The organism is Micromonospora vulcania (assembly GCF_042658605.1).
Classification (GTDB): Bacteria; Actinomycetota; Actinomycetes; order Mycobacteriales; family Micromonosporaceae; genus Micromonospora; species Micromonospora vulcania.
Window position 1 is genome coordinate 75,053 of record NZ_JBHSQS010000003.1, and the last position, 17,954, is coordinate 93,006.

Here is a 17,954-nt window from a genome sequence, read left to right on the forward strand (position 1 = left end):
CGGTGCGCGTCTATGCGTTCGGGTCCCACTCTGCGAGCTGCTCCATCGGCTCGGTGTCGCCGGTGCTCTCCAGGCCGTCGAGCGGGACGCGGTCGTAGAGGTAGAGGACCAGATCGCTCGCTGCGCCTCGCACCGCCATGTCGCCCGGCTCCGCGTCGGCGGCGAGGTCGTCGCAGCGGACGCCGTCGGCGTTGAGGGTCAGGCGCCAGGAGCGGCCCTCGGTCGTGTGCAGGTCGATGGTCGCCGGCTTGAACGGCCAGGGGACGTTCGTCGCCGCGACGGTCGTCAGGAACTCGTCGACGCCCTCGACCGCGACGTCGGTCGGCAGCGGCTGTGCGGCCCCCTGGGTGAGCTGGGCGTCGTAGGTGTGGACGGCCAACTCCTGGATCTGGTGCCGGGCCACGGCTCCGCTGGTCTGCGGAGCCTGCGAGCGGCCCCACCAGGTCCAGCAGCCGCGGTCCGGGCCGGCCTCGCGCATCGTGTCGAGCATGAGCGAGGTCGACTCGGCGAGCCAGGCGTCCAGGGCTTCGGGGTCACGGGGCGCGGTCGGGGCGCCCTTCGGGTCCGTCCTGGCCGGGGGCTCGGCGCCCGGGCCCGCCGCGATGATGGCGGCCTGGCGGCGGCGGCCGTCGCCGAGGTGCTGCGCCAGTTCCCGCAGCGTCCAGTCCGGGCAGGTCGGGACCTGGACGTCAAGGTCGGGGGCGGACGCGATCGCGGCGCGGAACGCGGCCGAGCGGTCTTCGATCAGCCGCAGCACCTCGGGGAACTCCACAATGGTTTGCACCTCGGTTGTGTAGCACTGCGCGCCGGCCGCCGGGTAGCGAATTTGTTCGACGATCGCGTCGACGGCCGGGCTGGTCGGCCTGCCCACGCGCCCCGGGTCACACCTCGCGACCGCTCTGGCCACCGGTTCGCCGCACATGGTCGACGACAGACCACAGGGCCCGTCCGGTCCGACCTTCGTCGGACCGGACGGGCCACCTACCGTCTGCGTCGGGGCGTCGCCGCGAACGCGTCAGGCCGGGGCGGCCGGGCAGCTCGCGCCGGCCGGCGGTACGGCCCTCTGGATGAGGTACCGCTCGACGCCGCTTCGGGTGCACTCGGTCCGCGGGTAGCTGCCGTGCCCCGTTCCCTCGTAGGTGAGCAGGGCGCCGCGCCCGCCGAGCTGACGCGCCACCTGGCCGGCCCCGTCGTACGGGGTGGCCGGGTCGTACCGACCGTTGAGCACCAGCAGTGGGGTGTTCGTCCGTACCTCCAGTCGGTGTTGCGGGTTGACCGCCGTCCAGCCCAGGCAGAGCGCGGTGAATCGGACGGACAGCGGGGAGGCCCGCAGGTGGGGTGCCGTGGCGCGGGACAGTTGCAGATACCGGTTCCACTCGGCGAATCCGTTGACCGGCAGGGCCCAGTCCGCGCAGAACGCGAGCAGCGCGTACTCGGTGAGGTCCTCGCCCTCGTTGACGGACGGCCCGGGGGACGCGAGGGGCGGATTGGCCGGTTCTCCCCGCTCGAGCGCGACCAGCGTGTTCGCGAGGTCCGTCCAGGTCGAGTCGAAGAAGTTGGCGAACGTCGCGAAGCCGAGCTCGAACCAGTCGAGTGTGGCGCCGGTGGCCGCGTCGACCAGCGTTCCCGCGTCCGCACGGCGCATCAGCCGGTCGAACATCGCCGGCACGTCGCGGCCGTGCAGAGCGCAGCTCTGGTTCCGGTCGCACCATCTCACGAACTCGTTGAACAGGGCCTCGTTGCTCGCGGCCCCACTGCGGAAGTACTCCCGGACGCCCACGCTGTGGTCCATCGCGCTGTCCAGGACCATGGCGCGGACCCGGTCGGGGAACAGCTCGGCGTAGTTCTGCCCGATCAGGGAGCCGTAGGAGAGGCCGTAGAAGCTGAGCTGCCGCTCCCCGAGTGCCGCCCGGACGGCGTCCATGTCACGCGCGGCGCTCGCACTGTCGAAGTGGTCGAAGAGTGGACCGCTGTGGGCCCGACAGTCGTCGCGCATCTGGCGGTTGTAGGCGAGCAGCCGGTCGTACTCCGCCCGACTGGCGGGGATCAGGGACGGCTGCTGGGCGAGCAGCGCGCTGGAGCAGCGCACCGGCGCGCTGCGGACCGTACCGCGAGGATCGAAGCCGACGATGTCGAAGCGGCGCAGCACGTCCGGCCCGTACGCGCTGTCGGCGGTCAGGGTCGCGTCCACTCCGGACAGGCCGGGCCCGCCGGGGTTGATGACCAGGACGCCGATCCGGGCGGCCGGGTCCGTGGCAGCGCGTCGGGCCAGGGCCAGTTGGAAGGTCGCCCCGTTCGGCCGGGCCCAGTCGACGGGCAGACGCAGGGTGCCGCAACGCGTGCCCGGGTCGTCGGGCCGTTCCGGGCACGCCCGCCAGTCGATGCGACCGGTCCATCCGCCGGTGGTGCTGTCGGTGGCCGAGGCGGTGAGCGGCCCGGTGCCGTCCGGCGTCGCCGACGTGGAGTTGGCGAACGCGGGTGGGGCGCTGAGGGACAGGGCGACGAGGACCGCGACGGCGGCCGAGAGGCCGCGAAGAAGTGGTGAGCGCCAGGGTTTGGTTCTCTTGGTGGTCAGCATTCGTCCAGCCTGCCGACGCCCGATCCACGCCCGATCCATGCCGGGCCGAGCGGCCGAACTCAGTGGTACGCGGCGAGCCGCTCGAACAGTTCCTCGGCCTGCGGATGACCGAGGCGGTCGAGGATCGCCATCGCCTCCCGCCACAGGCCGGTCGAGGTGTCGTGCTCGCCGAGCGCCTGGTGGGCGTCGCCGAGACGGACGAGTGTCTCGGCCTTGCCGCACTGGTCCTCGACGTCGGAATAGAGCGCGAGCGCGCGCCGGTAGCAGGCCACCGCGGTCGGGTGTACCCCGAGCCGGTGATAGGCGAATCCGAGGCTGTCCCAGGTGTGGGCCGTGCCGACCCGGTCGTCGACCTCCTCATGAAGCGCCAGCGCCTGTTCGCAGTACGCGATGGCCCGGGTGTGCTCGTCCAGCCGGGCGTGGTTCCAACCGAGCGCGTTGAGCGCCGCGGCCTCGCCGCGTCGGTCGTGACTGCCGCTGGACAGCGCCAGCGCCCGCCGGGCGTGCGGCAGCGCCCCCCTCGGATCGCCCTCGATGTCGTACACCCAGGCGAGGTGCAGGTGTGTGCTCGCCTGCCCGGGCCGGTCACCGATCTGGTCGTACCGTGCCATCGCGTGCCGGAGGTGACGACGGCCGTCATTGTATCGGCGTAGCTGGATGTGTGCGAGCGCGAGGTCCCGGTGCGCCAAAGCCTCGGCACACGGGTCGCCGCGGCGGCGCGCGACCGTGACCGCGGTGGTCTGCACGGCGGCCAGGTCGTGCCACCGGGACAGGCGGCTGAGGAAGGGCGTGAGGCTCTGGGCGAGCTGCCCGGCGTGGGTGTCGAAGCGGTGGGCGACCGCTTCGTCGACGGTGGCCAGCAGCACCCGCTGTTCGGTGGTGAACCAGGCCAGCGCGGACCGGTGGTCGGTGAACGCCGGGGGTGACCCACAGGCGGGCCCGGGTAGCGGATCGACCGGCTGTCGGCCGGCGTCGACCAGCCTCGCCCCGTCACGGGCGACCCGCAAATAGTGGTCGAGCACCCGCTTGCGGGCGGCTCCGCGGTCGGCCGCGGAATCGTGTGCGTCGGTCAGTTCGGCCCCGTAGGCGCGGAGCAGATCGTGACAGTGAAAGCGGTTGGGGGACTGCTCGGCCAGCAGGTTCGCCCGGGTCAGCTCGTCGAGCGTCGGCCGGATCAGGTGCGGGGGCGCCCCGGCGAGGCTGGCCGCCGCCGCCGCGCTGATGTCCGCCCCGGGGTGCAGGCTGATCTGCCGGAACAGTCGGGCCGCGTCCGGGCTGAGCAGACGGTACGACCAGGAGAGCACCGTACGCAGGTCGGTGGCGTCGTCGTCGGTGGCCAGGGCGGCGAGCCCGCCTCGGCTGGCTGCCAGATCGTCCGCGATGGCCTGGAGCGCGAACGTGGGCCGGGCGGCGGCTCGCGCGGCCACGATGGACAGGGCGAGCGGCAACCGGGCGGTACGGCTGACCAGCTCGTCCACCGCTGCCGGCTGGGCGGCGGCCCGCTGCGCACCCAGTCGGCGTACGAGTAGTTGCCGCGCTTCGGCGGCACTGGGCAGGTCCAGTGCGACGGGGTGGGCCCCCTCGGCGGCGACCAGGCCGGGCAGCGTGTGGCGACTCGTCACGATCACCCCGCACCCGGCCGACCCGGGTAGCAGTGGCCGCACCTGTTCGGCGTCGCGGGCGTTGTCGAGCAGCACGAGCAGTCGGCGGTCCGCCGTCAGGCTGCGGTAGAGAGCGAACTGGGCTGCTGGTTCGGCGGGAATCTCCAGGGGTTTGACGCCCAGGGCCGGCAGCAGCGAGCGTACGACGACGGCCGACGGTGACGCCTCCTGTGTGGCGGTGCCGAACCCGCCCAGGTCGACGTGGAGTTGCCCGTCGGGGAAGTGGTGCAGGTTGTCGTGCGCCCAGCGCAACGCCAGCCAGGTCTTCCCGACGCCGCCGGTACCGGTGACGACGGCGGTGCCGGCCGGCCCGTCGTGGGCGAGCAGTAGCGCGCTGAGCCGGGCCAGCTCGCGGGTCCGGCCGGTGAACAACGCCGGTGGGGCCGGCAACTGCCGGGGTACGACCTGCGGCACGGGCTTCTCCGGCGGACGCGCCCCGGTCGGCAGCAGTTCCCGGTCGGCCCGCAGGATGCGGGTGTGCAGGTCTTGCAGATCGGGACCGGGCTCGACTCCCACCTCGCCGGAGAGCAGCCGGTGCAGCTGCCGGTACGTCGCCAGCGCGTCCGACCGCCGGCCGGATCGGGCCAGGGCCACCATGAGTTGCCCCCACGGGCGCTCGCGCAGCGGATCCCCGTCGATCTGCGTCCGGAGCGGCTCGATCAGCTCGTTGTGCCGTCCGGCGCGCAGGTGCAGGTCCGCGACCTCCTCCAGCAGGCTCGATCGCTGCTCCTGGAGCCGTGCTCGAACGGCGAGCAACACCCCCCAACCGGGAAGGCCGGCGAACGGTTCACCACGCCACAGTGCCAGCGCCGCCTCGAACGCCCGTTGGGCGTCCGACCAGAGTCTTTGCCGCAACGCGTGATAGCCCTGCTGGGTCAGGTCGTCGAAGGCCACACCGTCGGTCGCCTGCGCGTCGAGGGCCGCGAGATGGTAGCCGGTGGCCCCGGCGAGGATGGCGGGGTCGGCGGAGCCCGGGGACCGCAGCGCCCGACGTAACGCCCAGACGTAGGTCTTCACGTTGCCGGCCGCCGTCTTGGGTGCGCGACCGTGCCACAGCTCGTCGACGAGTTGGTCGATGGACCATCCGGTGCCCGGCTGCGACATCAGGATGGCCAGCAGGCGTACCTGCATCGGCGTGCCGAGGGCCAGCCGTTCGCCGGCGGGCGACCACGCCTCGACCGGCCCGAGCAGTCGGTACCGCATGGCCGGAGGCCCCCCCGCAGGGTCCATCACGCCATCGTACGGGCCTGGCCCGCCGCGCTTCATCGGCTGGACGGCTGGTGGCCGGCCTCCACGGCGCCGCTAGTCCTCGAAGGCGAACTCGAAGGTGCCCGCCTCGATGCGCTGGACGAACTCGTCGACGGTGTCGGCCTGTCGGAACGCGCTGTCCCAACCAGCGCTGGAGATGTCGACCAGCAACACCGGTGCGGGGTCGCAGCGCAGGTCGAGTACGAGCTGTTCGCGGGAGCCGTTACCGCCGATGATCGCGATGCCGGGGTGATCGTCGGTGGCCTCGCCCCAGGCGTCCTGCACGTCGAGCATTTCGCTGGGCGTGTTGAGCCAGACGTAGGACCCGCTGGTCATCCAACCCCGCCGGAGCCACGCCTCGCCCTGGAGGTAGCTGCGCCACGCCGCCGGAAGGGGCCGTCCCAGGGCCTCGCCGGCTTCGGTGAACTCCTGGTCGCTCACCGGGCCGCGGTAGTCGGCCTCCTCGGTGATCGCTCCGACGATGTGGGCGTTGAAGTCGGCAAGCTCTTCGGCGGGGATCCAGTATTCCAGTACGTCGCGGCCCCCGGCCTGTCGGACCTCGTGACGATCCAGGTACGAACGCTGGACGTCGAACTTCGTCACGTAACCGACGCCCTCGGCGGGGACGTTCCACTCACGGGCGATCTTCGTGGCGTACCAACGATTGAGTACGGGATAGAAGATCGGTTGATCGGGCAGGCGCGGTGGCCACGCCCGCCACCCGGACGCCGCCACGAGGTCGAGTTCGGCCTGCCCGGTGGGCCGCCACAGGGTGATGGTGTCGGTGTCGTCGATGATGCGCTCCCTGCCGATCCTGACCGCGGCGTGGCCGAGGCGTTGGCCGGTAGGCACGTTACGTGGCGGCGTGCGGGACGCCCGCCCGTGGTTGGGTACCGGCCGGGGCCAGCGCAGGTCGGCTGGGCGGGGTGGGATCCGAGCGACGGGGGAGGAGCAGCGGGCTGGCGAGGATCAGCAGTCCCGCGACCGCGATGGCCGTGCGTGGGCTGGTCACCTCGGCGAGGAGTCCACCGAGCGCGCTGAGGATGGCGATCGAGGCGCTGCTGCCGATCGACCAGGCCGACAGGGTGCGGGCGATGCGGTCTCGGGGTGTGTGTTCCAGCCGGTACGTGGCCAGCACCGGGTTGTACAGGCTCATGCTCACGATGATCGCGAGCTCCACAGCTATCACCGTCACGAGGCCGGCGAGACCGGGCTGGACGAAGGCGAGGCCGATCAGCCACACCGCGCGCAGCGTGCCGACCGTACGAAGAACCTGGTGTTGGCCGTAGCGCGCCACGACACGGCTGGCGAGGCGGGATCCGACGAGTCCGCCGATGCAGGGAGCGGCGAAGGCGAGGCCGTACTGCCAGGGTGGAAAACCGAGCTGACCGAGCAGGAGTACGGCCAGCAGCGGCTCGGTCGCCATGATCAGCCCGTTGACGAGCAGCTGGTTGACGTAGAGCGCCCGCAGGTCGGGATGGGCCAGGAGGTGCCGCCAGCCGTCGAGCACCTCGCCGGCCCGGGTCCGGTGCTCGACGGTTCGCCTCGGGTGGTCCTCCCGGCCGCGAATCGCGGTGATCCCCAGCGCGGAGAGCAGATAGCTGAGCGCGTCGGCCGCCACGGTGGTGACCGGCCCGAACAGGCCGATCGCCGCCCCGCCCAGGGGCGGCCCGACCGCGATGGAACTCCACGTCGTCGACTCGAACCGCGCGTTGGCCACCAGCAGCTCGTCGGGGCGGACCAGGGCCCTGAGGTGGGCGCCGCTGGCCGCGTTGAAGGCGATCTTGGCCGCGGCGACCAGGGCGGAGACGACCAGCAACTGCACGAAGCTCAGCCAGCCGAAGGCGTACCCGATCGGGATCGTCATCATGGCCGCGAACCGGGCCAGGTCCATCGCGATCAGCACCGGTCGCTTGCGGCGGAACTCCACCCACGGCCCGAGCGGCAGCGCGATCAGCGCGCCCACCGCCGGCCCCACCGCGGACAACGCCGACACCTGCGCGGGGCTGGCGTCCAACACCAGCACGGCGATCAGTGGGAACGCACCGAACCCCAGCGCCGAGCCGTAGGCGCTGACCGCGTACGCCGCCCACAGCCAGCCGAACCGCCGGCCCAAGGATCGTCCGCCCCGCACGCTCCGCGCCTCCTGCTCCCGTTCACCAACAACCGTCGGTTGACCACGGCGATCCAAGCAGGGCGCGAGGTGGCAGATCAAACAACCGACCTGGCGGTGAGTCACAACCATTGGTTGTACGAGTAGAGTCGCGGCGTGGATCTCGACGCTGTGCGAACCTTCGTCGCCGCTGCCGACGCCGGCCAGTTCCAGGAGGCCGCCGCCGCGCTGTCGATCACCCAGCAGGCGGTCTCCAAGCGCATCGCCGCGCTGGAGCAGGACCTTGACGTACGCCTGTTCACCCGTACGGCTCGCGGAGCGCAGCTCACCATCGACGGCCAGGCGTTCCTGCCGCACGCCCGGGAACTGCTCCGGGTGGAGGCGCGCGCGGACGCCTCCGTACGCCCCGGGCGGCGCGCCCTGCGGATCGACGTCCTCAGTCGACGGATCGCGCCGGCGGTGCTGCTACAGGATTTCCACCGTGCGCATCCGCAGATCGAGCTGGACGTCGTGACCCTCGACGCCGACGTGCACGGCGCGACCGCCGCCGTCGAGGCGGGCACGATCGACGCCACCTTCCACGCGGTCACCGTTCCCGCCGGCCAACTGCCCGGCGCGCTCAGGGCGGCCCGTGTGATCGACGAACACCACGAGATCCTCGTCGGGCCGCGCCATGCCCTCGCCAACGCCCGCGTCGTCACGCTCGCGCAACTCGCCGAACACCGAATCTGGATGCCCGGCATGGCCGTGGGCAGCGAGTGGGCCGCCTACTACGACGAACTCGCCGCCGCGTTCGGCCTCACCATCGACGTGGTCGGGCCGGTTTTCGGGAACGAGGCGCTGCTGGCCGAGATCGCCGACTCGGCCGAACTGGCGACGTTGGCCGGGGAACGCACGCGGTACCTCTGGCCGGACAGCTACGACCTGCGGCGCATACCGGTGCGTGATCCGGCGCCGGTCTACCCGATGTCACTGATCTGGCGCGACGACAACCGTCATCCCGGCCTCCGCAAGCTCCGCGACTACCTCGACTCCAGGCGAGCGGACGCACCAGAGGGCGAGGTCTGGTTGCCGACCTGGGGACGAACCGGTCGAGCATGAGCGGGCGGTGATCGACTCTCGCCGCGGGGGTCAGAATGTGGCGATCGGGTTGACCGGGCTGCCGGACGTACCGGCGAAGCGGACCGGCGCGACCGCGAGCTGGAAGTCCCACTGACCGAGTTGGCCAGCGGTCGTCGCGCAGGCCTCCAGGTCGCAGTTGTCGAGCAGCCACAGACCCATCGCCACGAGACTCACGGCGTGCACCGGCATCAGCACGTCGTCGTATCCGGATGGCTGAACGTCCTGGGGAGTGTCGGCGCCGATCAGCGCGACGTCGCGTTCGTGTAGCCACGGCAGGCAGGACGCGTGCCAGCCGGCCTGAGTGAAACCGCTGGCCGCACCGGCCTCGTGCCGGGCGCGGCCATAGCCGGTGCGCAGGAGCACCGCATCGCCTGGTCGCACCCGTACGCCCTGGCGACGCTCGGCCTCCTCGAGATCCTCGGGAAACACGCCCTGCCCCGGTTCCAACCACGGCACATCGCGGGCCGCCGCGACGTCCAGCAGGACACCACGGGTGATGATCCCGTTCGCCGCCGCCGTGACGGCCGCCCACGCGGATCCTGTTGTGGCGTCGACCAGCGAGTGCGACCGCCCGTTGTACATCGTGCCGTCCCAGTAGAGGTGGCACGGGGAGTCGATGTGGGTGAGGGTGTTGCCGTGGAACGTGATGCCGATCCGCTCGGACGAGAAGCCCCAGCGCCGGTCGGCGTGGAAGGCGGGCACCGGCATGTTCTCGGCACCCGGCATGTCGGCGGCGCACGGGCACGTCGTCGTCGACCGCTCCATGTCCTCCGGTACGGCGACCTCCCACGAGCAGGACACGCTCCTGCCGTGGCGCACGGCCCGCGCCGCGGCCAAGCGGACCTCGTCGGTGATGTGGTTCAGAGTGCCGAGCTCGTCATCGTCGCCCCACCGTCCCCAGTTCGACAGCGTGTCGAAGTACCCGAGCACGTCGTCCTGGGTGGGCATCGTTCGCCCTGTCGTCATCCCAGCATCGACTCCTCCGGTCACGCGCTTCGAGGCACCGCCGGTAGGGTATCCCGCCGCCGGATCCACCACCGCCATGACTCAGCGGTCATCGGCAGCTCAACCGCTCTCGCCGCAGTCGGCGGCGTCCGATCGACCGACGATGCGAGCGCGGGACACCGATGCCAACGGTCGGTCGATAGGGAGAAGCATGGGACCGTTCGCCTTGGTCAGCGCTGCCGGCGCCAGTTGCCAGTAGCCGTTGGTGACGTCACCGAAATACAGGTGTAGGCCGGGGCTGACGAGCCGGTCCAGGGCCAGAGTGCCGTCCCTGCCGATGACTTCGAGGTCGTACGTCACGATCGTGCACGGGGGGATGTCCGACAACAGCCACCACGGCGCTTCGTTGTCGATGGGTGGCAGCACGAAAGTCGGTTCGTGTACGGGCACGGGCGCGCGATTCTGGACGTGGATGATCTCAAGGCTGACCACGTCATCGGGCTTGGCCCGATCGATCCTGGCCTGATTTCCTTGGAAATAGTGGGATATGCCGGTATCGCCCATGTCGATCCACCACGAGACCCGGCTGGCATACCGCCGCTCGAAACGTTCGCGGGCGAGTCTGTTCAGTTCCAGTTGGTCCGCGTTGACCCGTTGCTGCTCGCGCAGCGTGTCCTGCGCGAGCACGTTCGCCTGGTACGCGTACACCAGGGCCACCGCCGTCAGAGCGACGGCGACGATCGACGCGACCGCCTGCATGGCGGCCGAGTGGCGGCGGAGTGCCGACTCGACACCATCTCCTGGCACCGACCCGCTCATCCGCAGGCGGCGAGCCATCCGCGCGGCTCGACTCCGCGGCCCCGCCGTGGGTTGCGCGGATCGACCTGCACGTCGGTCGGACCCGTCGGGGAACATCAGCTCATCCAAGCACCCCCCAGCAAGGCGCAGACAGTCCCAATTCGTGACGGAGTTGGGCCTTCCGGGTCAGCGGGCAGCCTGGCGTCGTTTGGTGAGCCAGCGCATGACCTCCAGCGCGTGCGACGCGGGCTCCGGGATCGGGTGGAACACGTGCTCGACCACCCCGTCGGCGACGATCAGGGTCAGCCGCTGGTAGAGCGTCATGTCGTCGGTGGTGAGAGTGGGCAGCCTGAGCGCGTCGGCCAGGGTGAGTCGTGGGTCGGGGATCAGCGGGTACGGCAGGCGCAGCCGATGCACCAACTCGCGCTGATAGCCGGTCGACTGTGCGGACAGCCCGTAGACGCGTGCCGCTCCGGCGGTGAGGATCTCCGTGTGGTGGTCGCGGAGCCAGGTGGCCTGCTCGGTGCTGCCCTGCGCGCCGTGGATCTCCAGCAGGCTCTTCGGCAGGTCGACGCCCGGTCGCCCGGTGAGTGGGTAGACGAAGATGACGCTGCGTCCGGGGCCGAGCGCGCCAAGATCGACCGGACGTCCGTCGGTGGCGTAGAAGCTCAGCGAGGGCAGGGGAGTGCCGACCAGATCGGCCGGGTTCGCACCAGCGACCGAGGCGCCGGTCACCACCTGGGTCGCGGCCGCGTCGAGGCGCGCGTCGAGTTCGTTGCGCTGGGCGGTCAACTTGCCGATGCGTTCCTGCATGGTGGCGACGGTGCTCCGGTACGTCGCCAGCGCGGCCGCGCACACGTCGGAGTCGTCGGACCCGTCGGCGATCGACTCGACGAACGGGCGGGTCTCCTCGACGCTCAGGCCCAGCGCCATCAGCTCGCGGATCTGCGCGACCAGGCGTAGCGCGATCGGGTCGTAGTCGCGGTAGCCGTTGCTCAGGCGCCGGGGCACGACCAGCCCCGCCGACTCGTAGTACCGCAGGGCGCGCACGGTCGTCCCGGTGCGCCGCGCCAGCTCACCCACCCGCATCCGGCAACCATAAACCCGCACCTCAGGGTACGGGTCAAGGTGTTCATCGTCGCGGTGGCAAGGCCGCCATTTCCTGCCAGTCTGGCCGTGCACAGACCACGAGAGCAGGGAGTACGTGATGACGGCCATCAGCCGGGTTATCGGTCGACAGGTCCTGGACAGCCGAGGCAACCCCACCGTCGAGGTCGACGTGGTCCTCGCGGACGGATCGACCGGTCGGGCCACCGTTCCGTCCGGCGCGTCGACCGGCGCGAACGAGGCGGTCGAACTGCGCGACGGCGACCCGGCACACTTCCACGGCAAGGGCGTCAGCGTCGCCGTCGCCGCGGTCACCGGGGAGATCGCCGACGCGGTGCTCGGCCTCGACGCCGAAGACCAGGCGCTGGTGGACGAGACGATGATCGAGCTGGACGGTGCGAAGGACAAGGGGCGCCTCGGCGCGAACGCGATCCTGGGCGTGTCCCTCGCCGTGGCGAAGGCTGCGGCGGTCGCCCACCGCCAGCCGCTCTACCGCTACGTGGGCGGCGTCGGAGCTCGCCTCCTGCCGGTGCCGATGATGAACATCGTCAACGGTGGCGCGCACGCCGACAACCCGCTCGACTTCCAGGAGTTCATGATCGCCCCGGTCGGCGCTCCGAGCTTCTTCGAGGCCGTGCGGATGGGCTCCGAGGTGTTCCACACCCTGCGCCGGTCCCTGGCCGCCGCCGGGCACAGCACCAACGTGGGCGACGAGGGCGGCTTCGCGCCGAACTTCGCGACCGCCGACGAGGCGCTGCAGTTCGTGCTGCGCGCCATCGAGGACTCCGGTTACCAGCCTGGCCAGGACATCGCGATCTGCCTGGACCCGGCCAGCTCGGAGTTCTTCCGCGACGGCGCCTACGCCTACGCCGGTGAGGGCCGCACCCGGACCGTGCAGGAGCACATCGACCTACTCCTCGACCTGGTCTCCCGGTACCCGATCAGCTCCATCGAGGACCCGATGGCCGAGGACGACTTCGTCGGCTGGAAGCGACTCACGGCCGAGGCCGGCGATCGGATTCAGTTGGTCGGCGACGACGTCTTCTGCACCGACGTCGACCGGCTGCGCGACGGCATCGAGGGCGGTTACGCCAACGCGATCCTGGTCAAGGTCAACCAGATCGGCACGCTCACCGAAACCCTCAGCACGGTGGATGCCGCGCACAAGGCGGGATACCGGGTGGTCATGTCGCACCGCTCCGGCGAAACCGAGGACACCACGATCGCGGACCTGGCGGTGGGCGTCGGCTGCGGTCAGATCAAGACGGGCTCGCTGTCGCGGTCCGACCGTACGGCGAAATACAACCAGCTCATCCGCATCGAGGAGAAGCTTGGTGATCGCGCGATCTATGCGGGCCGTCGCTGACACCTACAGTCGGGCCATGGGCACTTCGATGGCACGTACCCCCGGTCGCGTATGCGTGCGAGCCGTCTACCCGGGCAGCTTCGATCCCTTCACTCCCGGGCACTTGAATGTGGTGGAGCGGGCACGCGACCTCTTCGACGAAGTGGTCGTGCTCGTCGCGGTCAACAGCAGCAAGCGTCCGGGCGTCGGTGAAGAGGAGCGAGCGGCCGCTGTCCGGGCCATCCTGCCGGTCGAATGGACCTCCGTCACCGTTGTGGCCTGGAGCGGGTTGACCGCCACCTACTGCCGTCGCCATGACGCAGGAGTGATCGTCCGCGGCGTACGTAACACCACTGACCTTCAGACCGAGTACCAGCTCGCGGCGATGAACCAGTCGCTGGGTGTCCCCACGGTACTTCTGCCTGCGCAGCCCGAACTGGCTGCGATGTCTTCGACGGCGGTGCGTGGCGGTGGAGACGGTGCTCCATGCCCGTCTCGACTCCGTACCCGGGGTTGACCAGATGCTCGCGCCGGGGCCGCAGGCAGGCGCCTGCTTCAGGTGGGCGGTGCGGCAGTTTCCCGCGCCGTTCCACGGCCGCGCGCCGTGTCGTCGGTGGCGAGTGCGGCTAGGACCAAGGTCGTCGAAGCCAACGTGACCTCCAACGGCAGGAGGATCACCGCAGGCGAAAGACCGGCCAGGACGAGGATTCCGATCAGCCGAGGCATGGTCACCCGCCCGCAGATCACGTATTCGAAGCCGGAACGCCCTGCCAGGAAAAGGATGGGACCGCCGACGATGCCGGCGATCCAGGACGGCGGTATGTGCTCGACCGGATGTTCGATCGCCAGGGTAAAGCCGACAGCGGTCAGGATGATCCCGGCAACCATGACCATGTGCACGTACGCGGACCACTGGCTGAGGCGGTGGGGTTCGCGGGACGCCGCGATCGCCGGGGCGAGTTGGGCTCCTGCCCGGTAGATGTAGAGCCGCCACATGAGAGCGGCGCTGGTGAACGCCAGTGCGAGCACTGCCAGTCGTCGGGGCGTGAACGCGTCGTAACCAGTGCTGGAGAAGGTCGTGCCCATAGCCAGGACAATCTCGCCCAGGGCGATGATGAACACCTGCCGGTAGCGCTCGGCGACATGGGTCGCCGTGATCTCCAACGTCGGCCCTGCCGAATGACCCACCTTCCACGGGGTCGGCCAGCGCAGCGCCGCCGAGACGTAGTCGACGGCCAGGGCCGACAGCCACAGAATTCCTCGGATCCAGTCTCGGGCGAAGGCCCCGGGGATCCAGATCAGCGTCGCGAGGGCGGACCACAATCGGGCGCGCATGACGTGGCTCAAGACCGGAGTTCCTCGCGCCACCCGTGCGACGAACAGAAAACGCCCAAGGTTGATCACGGCGAAGATGGCGGCGAAGAACAGACCGTTTCCACGGAACCCATTGGGCACCTGGATGGCCATCAGCAGAATGCCGAACATGACCAGGACGACGTACCACTGGACGGACCCGTGCTGTGGGTCGAACTGGTCCGTCATCCATGCTGTCAGGACCCAGATCCACCACAGCGCCAAGAGCAGCACGAGCGCTTCGAACCCGCCCGTCAGGCTGAGGTCGTTGACGAGCAGGTGGGTGAGCTGGATCAGGGCGAAGACGTAGACCAGGTCGAAGAAGAGCTCGATGAACGCGGGCTGCTTGCGGGCCTCCCGGACGCGCAGCAGATGGCGGGTCCTTGGATCCAGATTCATCGACGGCAGGTCCCTGATAGAAATACTCTTGGTGTCCGTTATATAGGACCATCGGATTCCGGGACCCAGAACGGAGTCCCCTCACCCGATCTTTCCTCGATCACCCCTGAGGTGGGCCAGGAGATGACCGGTAGAGGCACGATTCTTGCGGGTGCCGCCGTCGAGGCGGTCCGACCGGACCGACGTGTAGTGGCGGTATTGGAACCACTGCTGCCCGTGGGGCGTCCGTCAGGACGTCCGCCCAAATGGATCAAGCGGCAGCTCATCGACGGTATCCGGCGGCGGACCCGGGCGGGTCCTGGCCGACCTGACGGCCACCGACCTTCCGACCCCGAGCTGCACGTGCGGCGTCACGCCGTGGAGTGCGGCATCAACCAGCTCAAACGTCACCGGGCACTCGCCACTGGTTGCGACAAGAGTGTTCTGAACCCGCTTATGAAACACGCCCTAGTCGTTCTCGGTTGGAACAAGAACTGGATTGATCTCCGCGAGCATCTCGATCAACTGGTTTGCGCCGTTGCGAACGTGGTCATCCGCGTCCCGGGTCAACGGTGCACACTCACGCACGGCGGCATCACGATCCCGGCCGAACACCTCGAACACGGCGAGCACCGCGCTGTGAATCCAGTCCGCGTGGTTGGCGTCGGCCCTGTCGAGCGCTGCGGCAACCACCGCGAAGCCGACCGAGTCCTGTCGCCGGAGCAACGCCTCTGCCGTCGTACGCGTCACGAACGTGTCGTCGGTGTCGAGCACAAGGTCCAACAGAGTCTTGCGTGCGTCGGCTACCTCCGCGAATCTCGCCAGACCGCTTCCCGCGTCGGCCCGATCGCGGTAGTCACGGCTTCCCGCAAGCCCGATCAGGGCGGCCACGGCAGCGAACCTCGCCTCGTTGTTCATGGCCTGATTCTCCAGACTGTCCTATCTGGTCTTCAACGGGCTCACCGTCGCCTGCGCGGAGTTGCGGGATGTCCCTCAGCGGCTGTCGTTTCTTGGCCCGACGGTGCCGGCGGAGCGCTTCCCGCGATAGATAACCTAACAGTGATCTTGTGCGATCGGTATCGGGCAGACGACCGACTGCGCAGGTCAGCGGCGGTGGCTAAGTTCGCCCAATGCCCATCGACATGATCAATGCGAGTTTCGCTGGCACCTGGACCCTCGGCGACCTGACCGTCAACCGGATCGGATTCGGCGCGATGCGCCTGACCGGCAACGGCGGCGCGGCGAGTGACCGCGCCCGCGTCATCGGCGTGCTGCGCCGGGCGGTCGAACTCGGTGTGAACCACATCGACACGGCGGCGTTCTACTTCTCGCCGTTTCGGTCGGCCAACGAGTTGATCAATAGCGCGCTGTCGCCGTACGCCGATGACCTGGTCATCACGACCAAGGTCGGGCCGGGCCGCGACCCCTCGGGGGGATGGCTGCCGCTGGCCCGGCCGGACCAACTGCGCGGGCAGGTCGAGGAGAACCTGCGCCAGCTCGGCCGCGACCACCTGGACGTGGTGAACCTGCGCCAGCACGGGCTGGACTCGGTCGCGGAGCACTTCGGTGCCCTGGCCGAGCTACGCGACGCCGGCCTCATCCGGCATCTCGGCCTGTCCAACATTCGCCCGCAGCACCTCGCGCAGGCACAGGCGATCGCCCCGGTGGTCTGCGTGCAGAACACGTACGGCGTCGACACCCGCCGCACACAGGACCAGTTCGTGCGTACCTGCGGCGACCAGGGTGTCGCGTTCGTGCCGTTCTTCGCCATCGCCGGCGACGGACGTGAGGCCGGCGGCGTGGCGGCCAACACGGCAGTGCAGGCCATCGCGCGCACGCACGGCGCGACGCCGGCACAGGTACGCATCGCGTGGACCCTCAGCCGCGGGCCGCACCTGCTGGCCATCCCCGGCACCGGGAACCCCGATCACCTGGTCGAGAACGTGGCCGCTGCGGCGCTGCGCCTGTCGCCGGAGGAACTGGCCAGCCTCGAGTGACGGCCCCCGGCAGGATGCAGCCCTGCCGCGAGCCCACGACCCTCGACGGAAGGTCTGTCCCTGTGCAGGCAGCGACAACGCCCATTCCCATCCCGCCGCCCGACAGTTCCTGGCTCGTTGCCCGAGGACTCATCCCCGATGAAGGCCCACGGCGCGTCCTGGCCCTCGCGACCTTCGTCAACATGCTCGGAAGTGGCATCTTCATGGCCAGCGCCGTGCTCTTCTTCACCCGATCCGTCGGGCTCCCCCTTGCGCAGGTCGCTCTGGGCATGGGCGTCGCAGCGCTCGTCGGGATGCTCGCCGGGATCCCGGTGGGGCATCTCGCCGATCGACGGGGCCCACGCGAGATCTACCTGCTGACTCTGATCATTCGAGCCGCCGCCATGGCCGTACTGGCCTTCGTGCACACGTTCTGGCTGTTCGTCCTCCTGGTCTGCCTGACCCAGCTGGCCCACTCGGCCGGCGGAGCGTCTCGTGGTCCGCTGGTGCGTGGCTTCGGCGGCACGCACCTGGCCCAGTACCGGGCCTATCTGCGTTCGGTCGCCAACCTCGCCGGATGTTGCGGCGCCCTCGCCGCCGGCACCGCGGTGCAACTGGACACCCGCGCGGCCTACCTGTCCCTGGTCGTCGGCAACGCCATCAGTTTCGTGGCATGCGCCGCCATCATCACTCGACTGCCCTCGCTGCCGCCCATTCCAGCGCCACAAATGACCGGACGCTGGATCGCACTGAAGGACAAGCCCTATCTGGCGGTCACCGTGCTCGACGCCATCCTGGGCATTCAGGGCCAGGTACTGGTCTTCGCGCTGCCGGTGTGGATCATCTCGCAGACCCACGCGCCGCGCTGGTTCGTCGGAGTGGCCGTGCTGGTCAACACCGCCCTCGTGGCGGCGCTCCAGGTCAGAGCGAGCCGGGGGGTCGACACCAGTCCAGCGGCCGGTCGAGCCATGCGTCGCTCCGGATGGGCGTTCCTGATCGGGATGGCCCTGATCGCCGCCACGTCCACGATGCCCGGATGGCTCGCCGTCACGGTGCTGACGCTGGGGGTCGCCGCGCACACCGTCGGCGAGCTGTGGCACGCAGCGGGCTCGCTCGAATTGCAGTTCCGACTCGCGCCCCCGCACGCGCAGGGTCAGTACACGGGGATCTCCGGGGCGAGCGAACGCGTCCGGACTCAGCGGAGGCCGTCTAGAGTCCAGCGACTCGGCAGCCGGATCTGAACCGGCTGGAAGTTGACCGATCCCAGCGCGGCGGCTCGGCGCCGGGTTCGGGGTGGCGCTGGTGCCGCACGGTAACCGACTTCGATACG

General features: G+C 70.0%; 14 protein-coding genes and 1 pseudogene. 5 read left to right on the plus strand and 10 right to left on the minus strand.

Annotated features, from left to right (window positions below; genetic code table 11):
* Positions 1-10 precede the first annotated feature (10 nt).
* The 5 genes and pseudogenes from ACFQGL_RS05325 to ACFQGL_RS05345 form a co-directional block, all read right to left on the minus strand.
* Positions 11-784, minus strand: coding sequence for a maleylpyruvate isomerase family mycothiol-dependent enzyme (locus ACFQGL_RS05325; RefSeq protein WP_377506232.1), 774 nt, complete (start codon positions 782-784; stop codon positions 11-13).
* 231 nt (positions 785-1,015) lie between these two features.
* On the minus strand, positions 1,016-2,578 hold the full coding sequence (locus ACFQGL_RS05330) for an alpha/beta hydrolase (RefSeq protein WP_377506235.1): 1,563 nt from the start codon (positions 2,576-2,578) through the stop codon (positions 1,016-1,018).
* 59 nt (positions 2,579-2,637) lie between these two features.
* The gene (locus tag ACFQGL_RS05335; protein ID WP_377506238.1) at positions 2,638-5,469 is read right to left on the minus strand and encodes an AfsR/SARP family transcriptional regulator; all 2,832 of its coding nucleotides are present in this window, start codon (positions 5,467-5,469) and stop codon (positions 2,638-2,640) included.
* Between the two features lie 486 nt (positions 5,470-5,955).
* A pseudogene (locus ACFQGL_RS05340) lies at positions 5,956-6,282 on the minus strand (ADP-ribosylation/crystallin J1); the annotation flags it as partial.
* Positions 6,283-6,340: 58 nt separating this feature from the next.
* Positions 6,341-7,621, minus strand: coding sequence for an MFS transporter (locus ACFQGL_RS05345; RefSeq protein ID WP_377506240.1), 1,281 nt, complete (start codon positions 7,619-7,621; stop codon positions 6,341-6,343).
* 135 nt (positions 7,622-7,756) lie between these two features.
* On the opposite strand from ACFQGL_RS05345, the gene ACFQGL_RS05350 reads away from it, so the two are divergent.
* Positions 7,757-8,701 (plus strand): LysR family transcriptional regulator, encoded by a 945-nt coding sequence (locus tag ACFQGL_RS05350; RefSeq protein ID WP_377506243.1) that lies wholly within the window; start codon positions 7,757-7,759, stop codon positions 8,699-8,701.
* A gap of 30 nt (positions 8,702-8,731) precedes the next feature.
* Here ACFQGL_RS05350 and ACFQGL_RS05355 read toward each other — a convergent pair whose 3' ends face one another.
* The 3 genes from ACFQGL_RS05355 to ACFQGL_RS05365 all read right to left on the minus strand — a co-directional run bounded on the left by ACFQGL_RS05355 (position 8,732) and on the right by ACFQGL_RS05365 (position 11,554).
* Positions 8,732-9,688 (minus strand): cyclase family protein, encoded by a 957-nt coding sequence (locus ACFQGL_RS05355; protein WP_377506246.1) that lies wholly within the window; start codon positions 9,686-9,688, stop codon positions 8,732-8,734.
* Positions 9,689-9,787: 99 nt separating this feature from the next.
* Complete coding sequence (locus ACFQGL_RS05360) at positions 9,788-10,504, minus strand: hypothetical protein (RefSeq protein WP_377506249.1); 717 nt, start codon at positions 10,502-10,504, stop codon at positions 9,788-9,790.
* Between the two features lie 147 nt (positions 10,505-10,651).
* The gene (locus ACFQGL_RS05365) at positions 10,652-11,554 is read right to left on the minus strand and encodes a MerR family transcriptional regulator (RefSeq protein WP_377506252.1); all 903 of its coding nucleotides are present in this window, start codon (positions 11,552-11,554) and stop codon (positions 10,652-10,654) included.
* Positions 11,555-11,672: 118 nt separating this feature from the next.
* Here ACFQGL_RS05365 and eno point away from each other — a divergent pair, with 118 nt between their 5' ends.
* Positions 11,673-12,938, plus strand: coding sequence for a phosphopyruvate hydratase (eno, locus tag ACFQGL_RS05370; RefSeq protein ID WP_377506255.1), 1,266 nt, complete (start codon positions 11,673-11,675; stop codon positions 12,936-12,938).
* 16 nt (positions 12,939-12,954) lie between these two features.
* Positions 12,955-13,434, plus strand: coding sequence for a pantetheine-phosphate adenylyltransferase (coaD, locus tag ACFQGL_RS05375; protein WP_377506258.1), 480 nt, complete (start codon positions 12,955-12,957; stop codon positions 13,432-13,434).
* A 38-nt stretch (positions 13,435-13,472) separates the two neighbouring features.
* Here the strand turns inward: coaD and ACFQGL_RS05380 are convergent, their stop codons facing one another.
* Together ACFQGL_RS05380 and ACFQGL_RS05385 are read right to left on the minus strand one after the other, a co-directional pair.
* Positions 13,473-14,669 (minus strand): low temperature requirement protein A, encoded by a 1,197-nt coding sequence (locus tag ACFQGL_RS05380; RefSeq protein WP_377506261.1) that lies wholly within the window; start codon positions 14,667-14,669, stop codon positions 13,473-13,475.
* A 447-nt stretch (positions 14,670-15,116) separates the two neighbouring features.
* Entirely contained in the window at positions 15,117-15,566 is a 450-nt protein-coding gene (locus ACFQGL_RS05385) for a hypothetical protein (protein WP_377506264.1), read from the minus strand.
* 212 nt (positions 15,567-15,778) lie between these two features.
* Between ACFQGL_RS05385 and ACFQGL_RS05390 the strand changes: the two genes are divergently transcribed.
* Together ACFQGL_RS05390 and ACFQGL_RS05395 are read left to right on the plus strand one after the other, a co-directional pair.
* Entirely contained in the window at positions 15,779-16,645 is an 867-nt protein-coding gene (locus ACFQGL_RS05390; protein ID WP_377506267.1) for an oxidoreductase, read from the plus strand.
* 62 nt (positions 16,646-16,707) lie between these two features.
* Complete coding sequence (locus ACFQGL_RS05395) at positions 16,708-17,865, plus strand: MFS transporter (RefSeq protein ID WP_377506269.1); 1,158 nt, start codon at positions 16,708-16,710, stop codon at positions 17,863-17,865.
* The last annotated feature ends 89 nt before the right edge of the window (positions 17,866-17,954 follow it).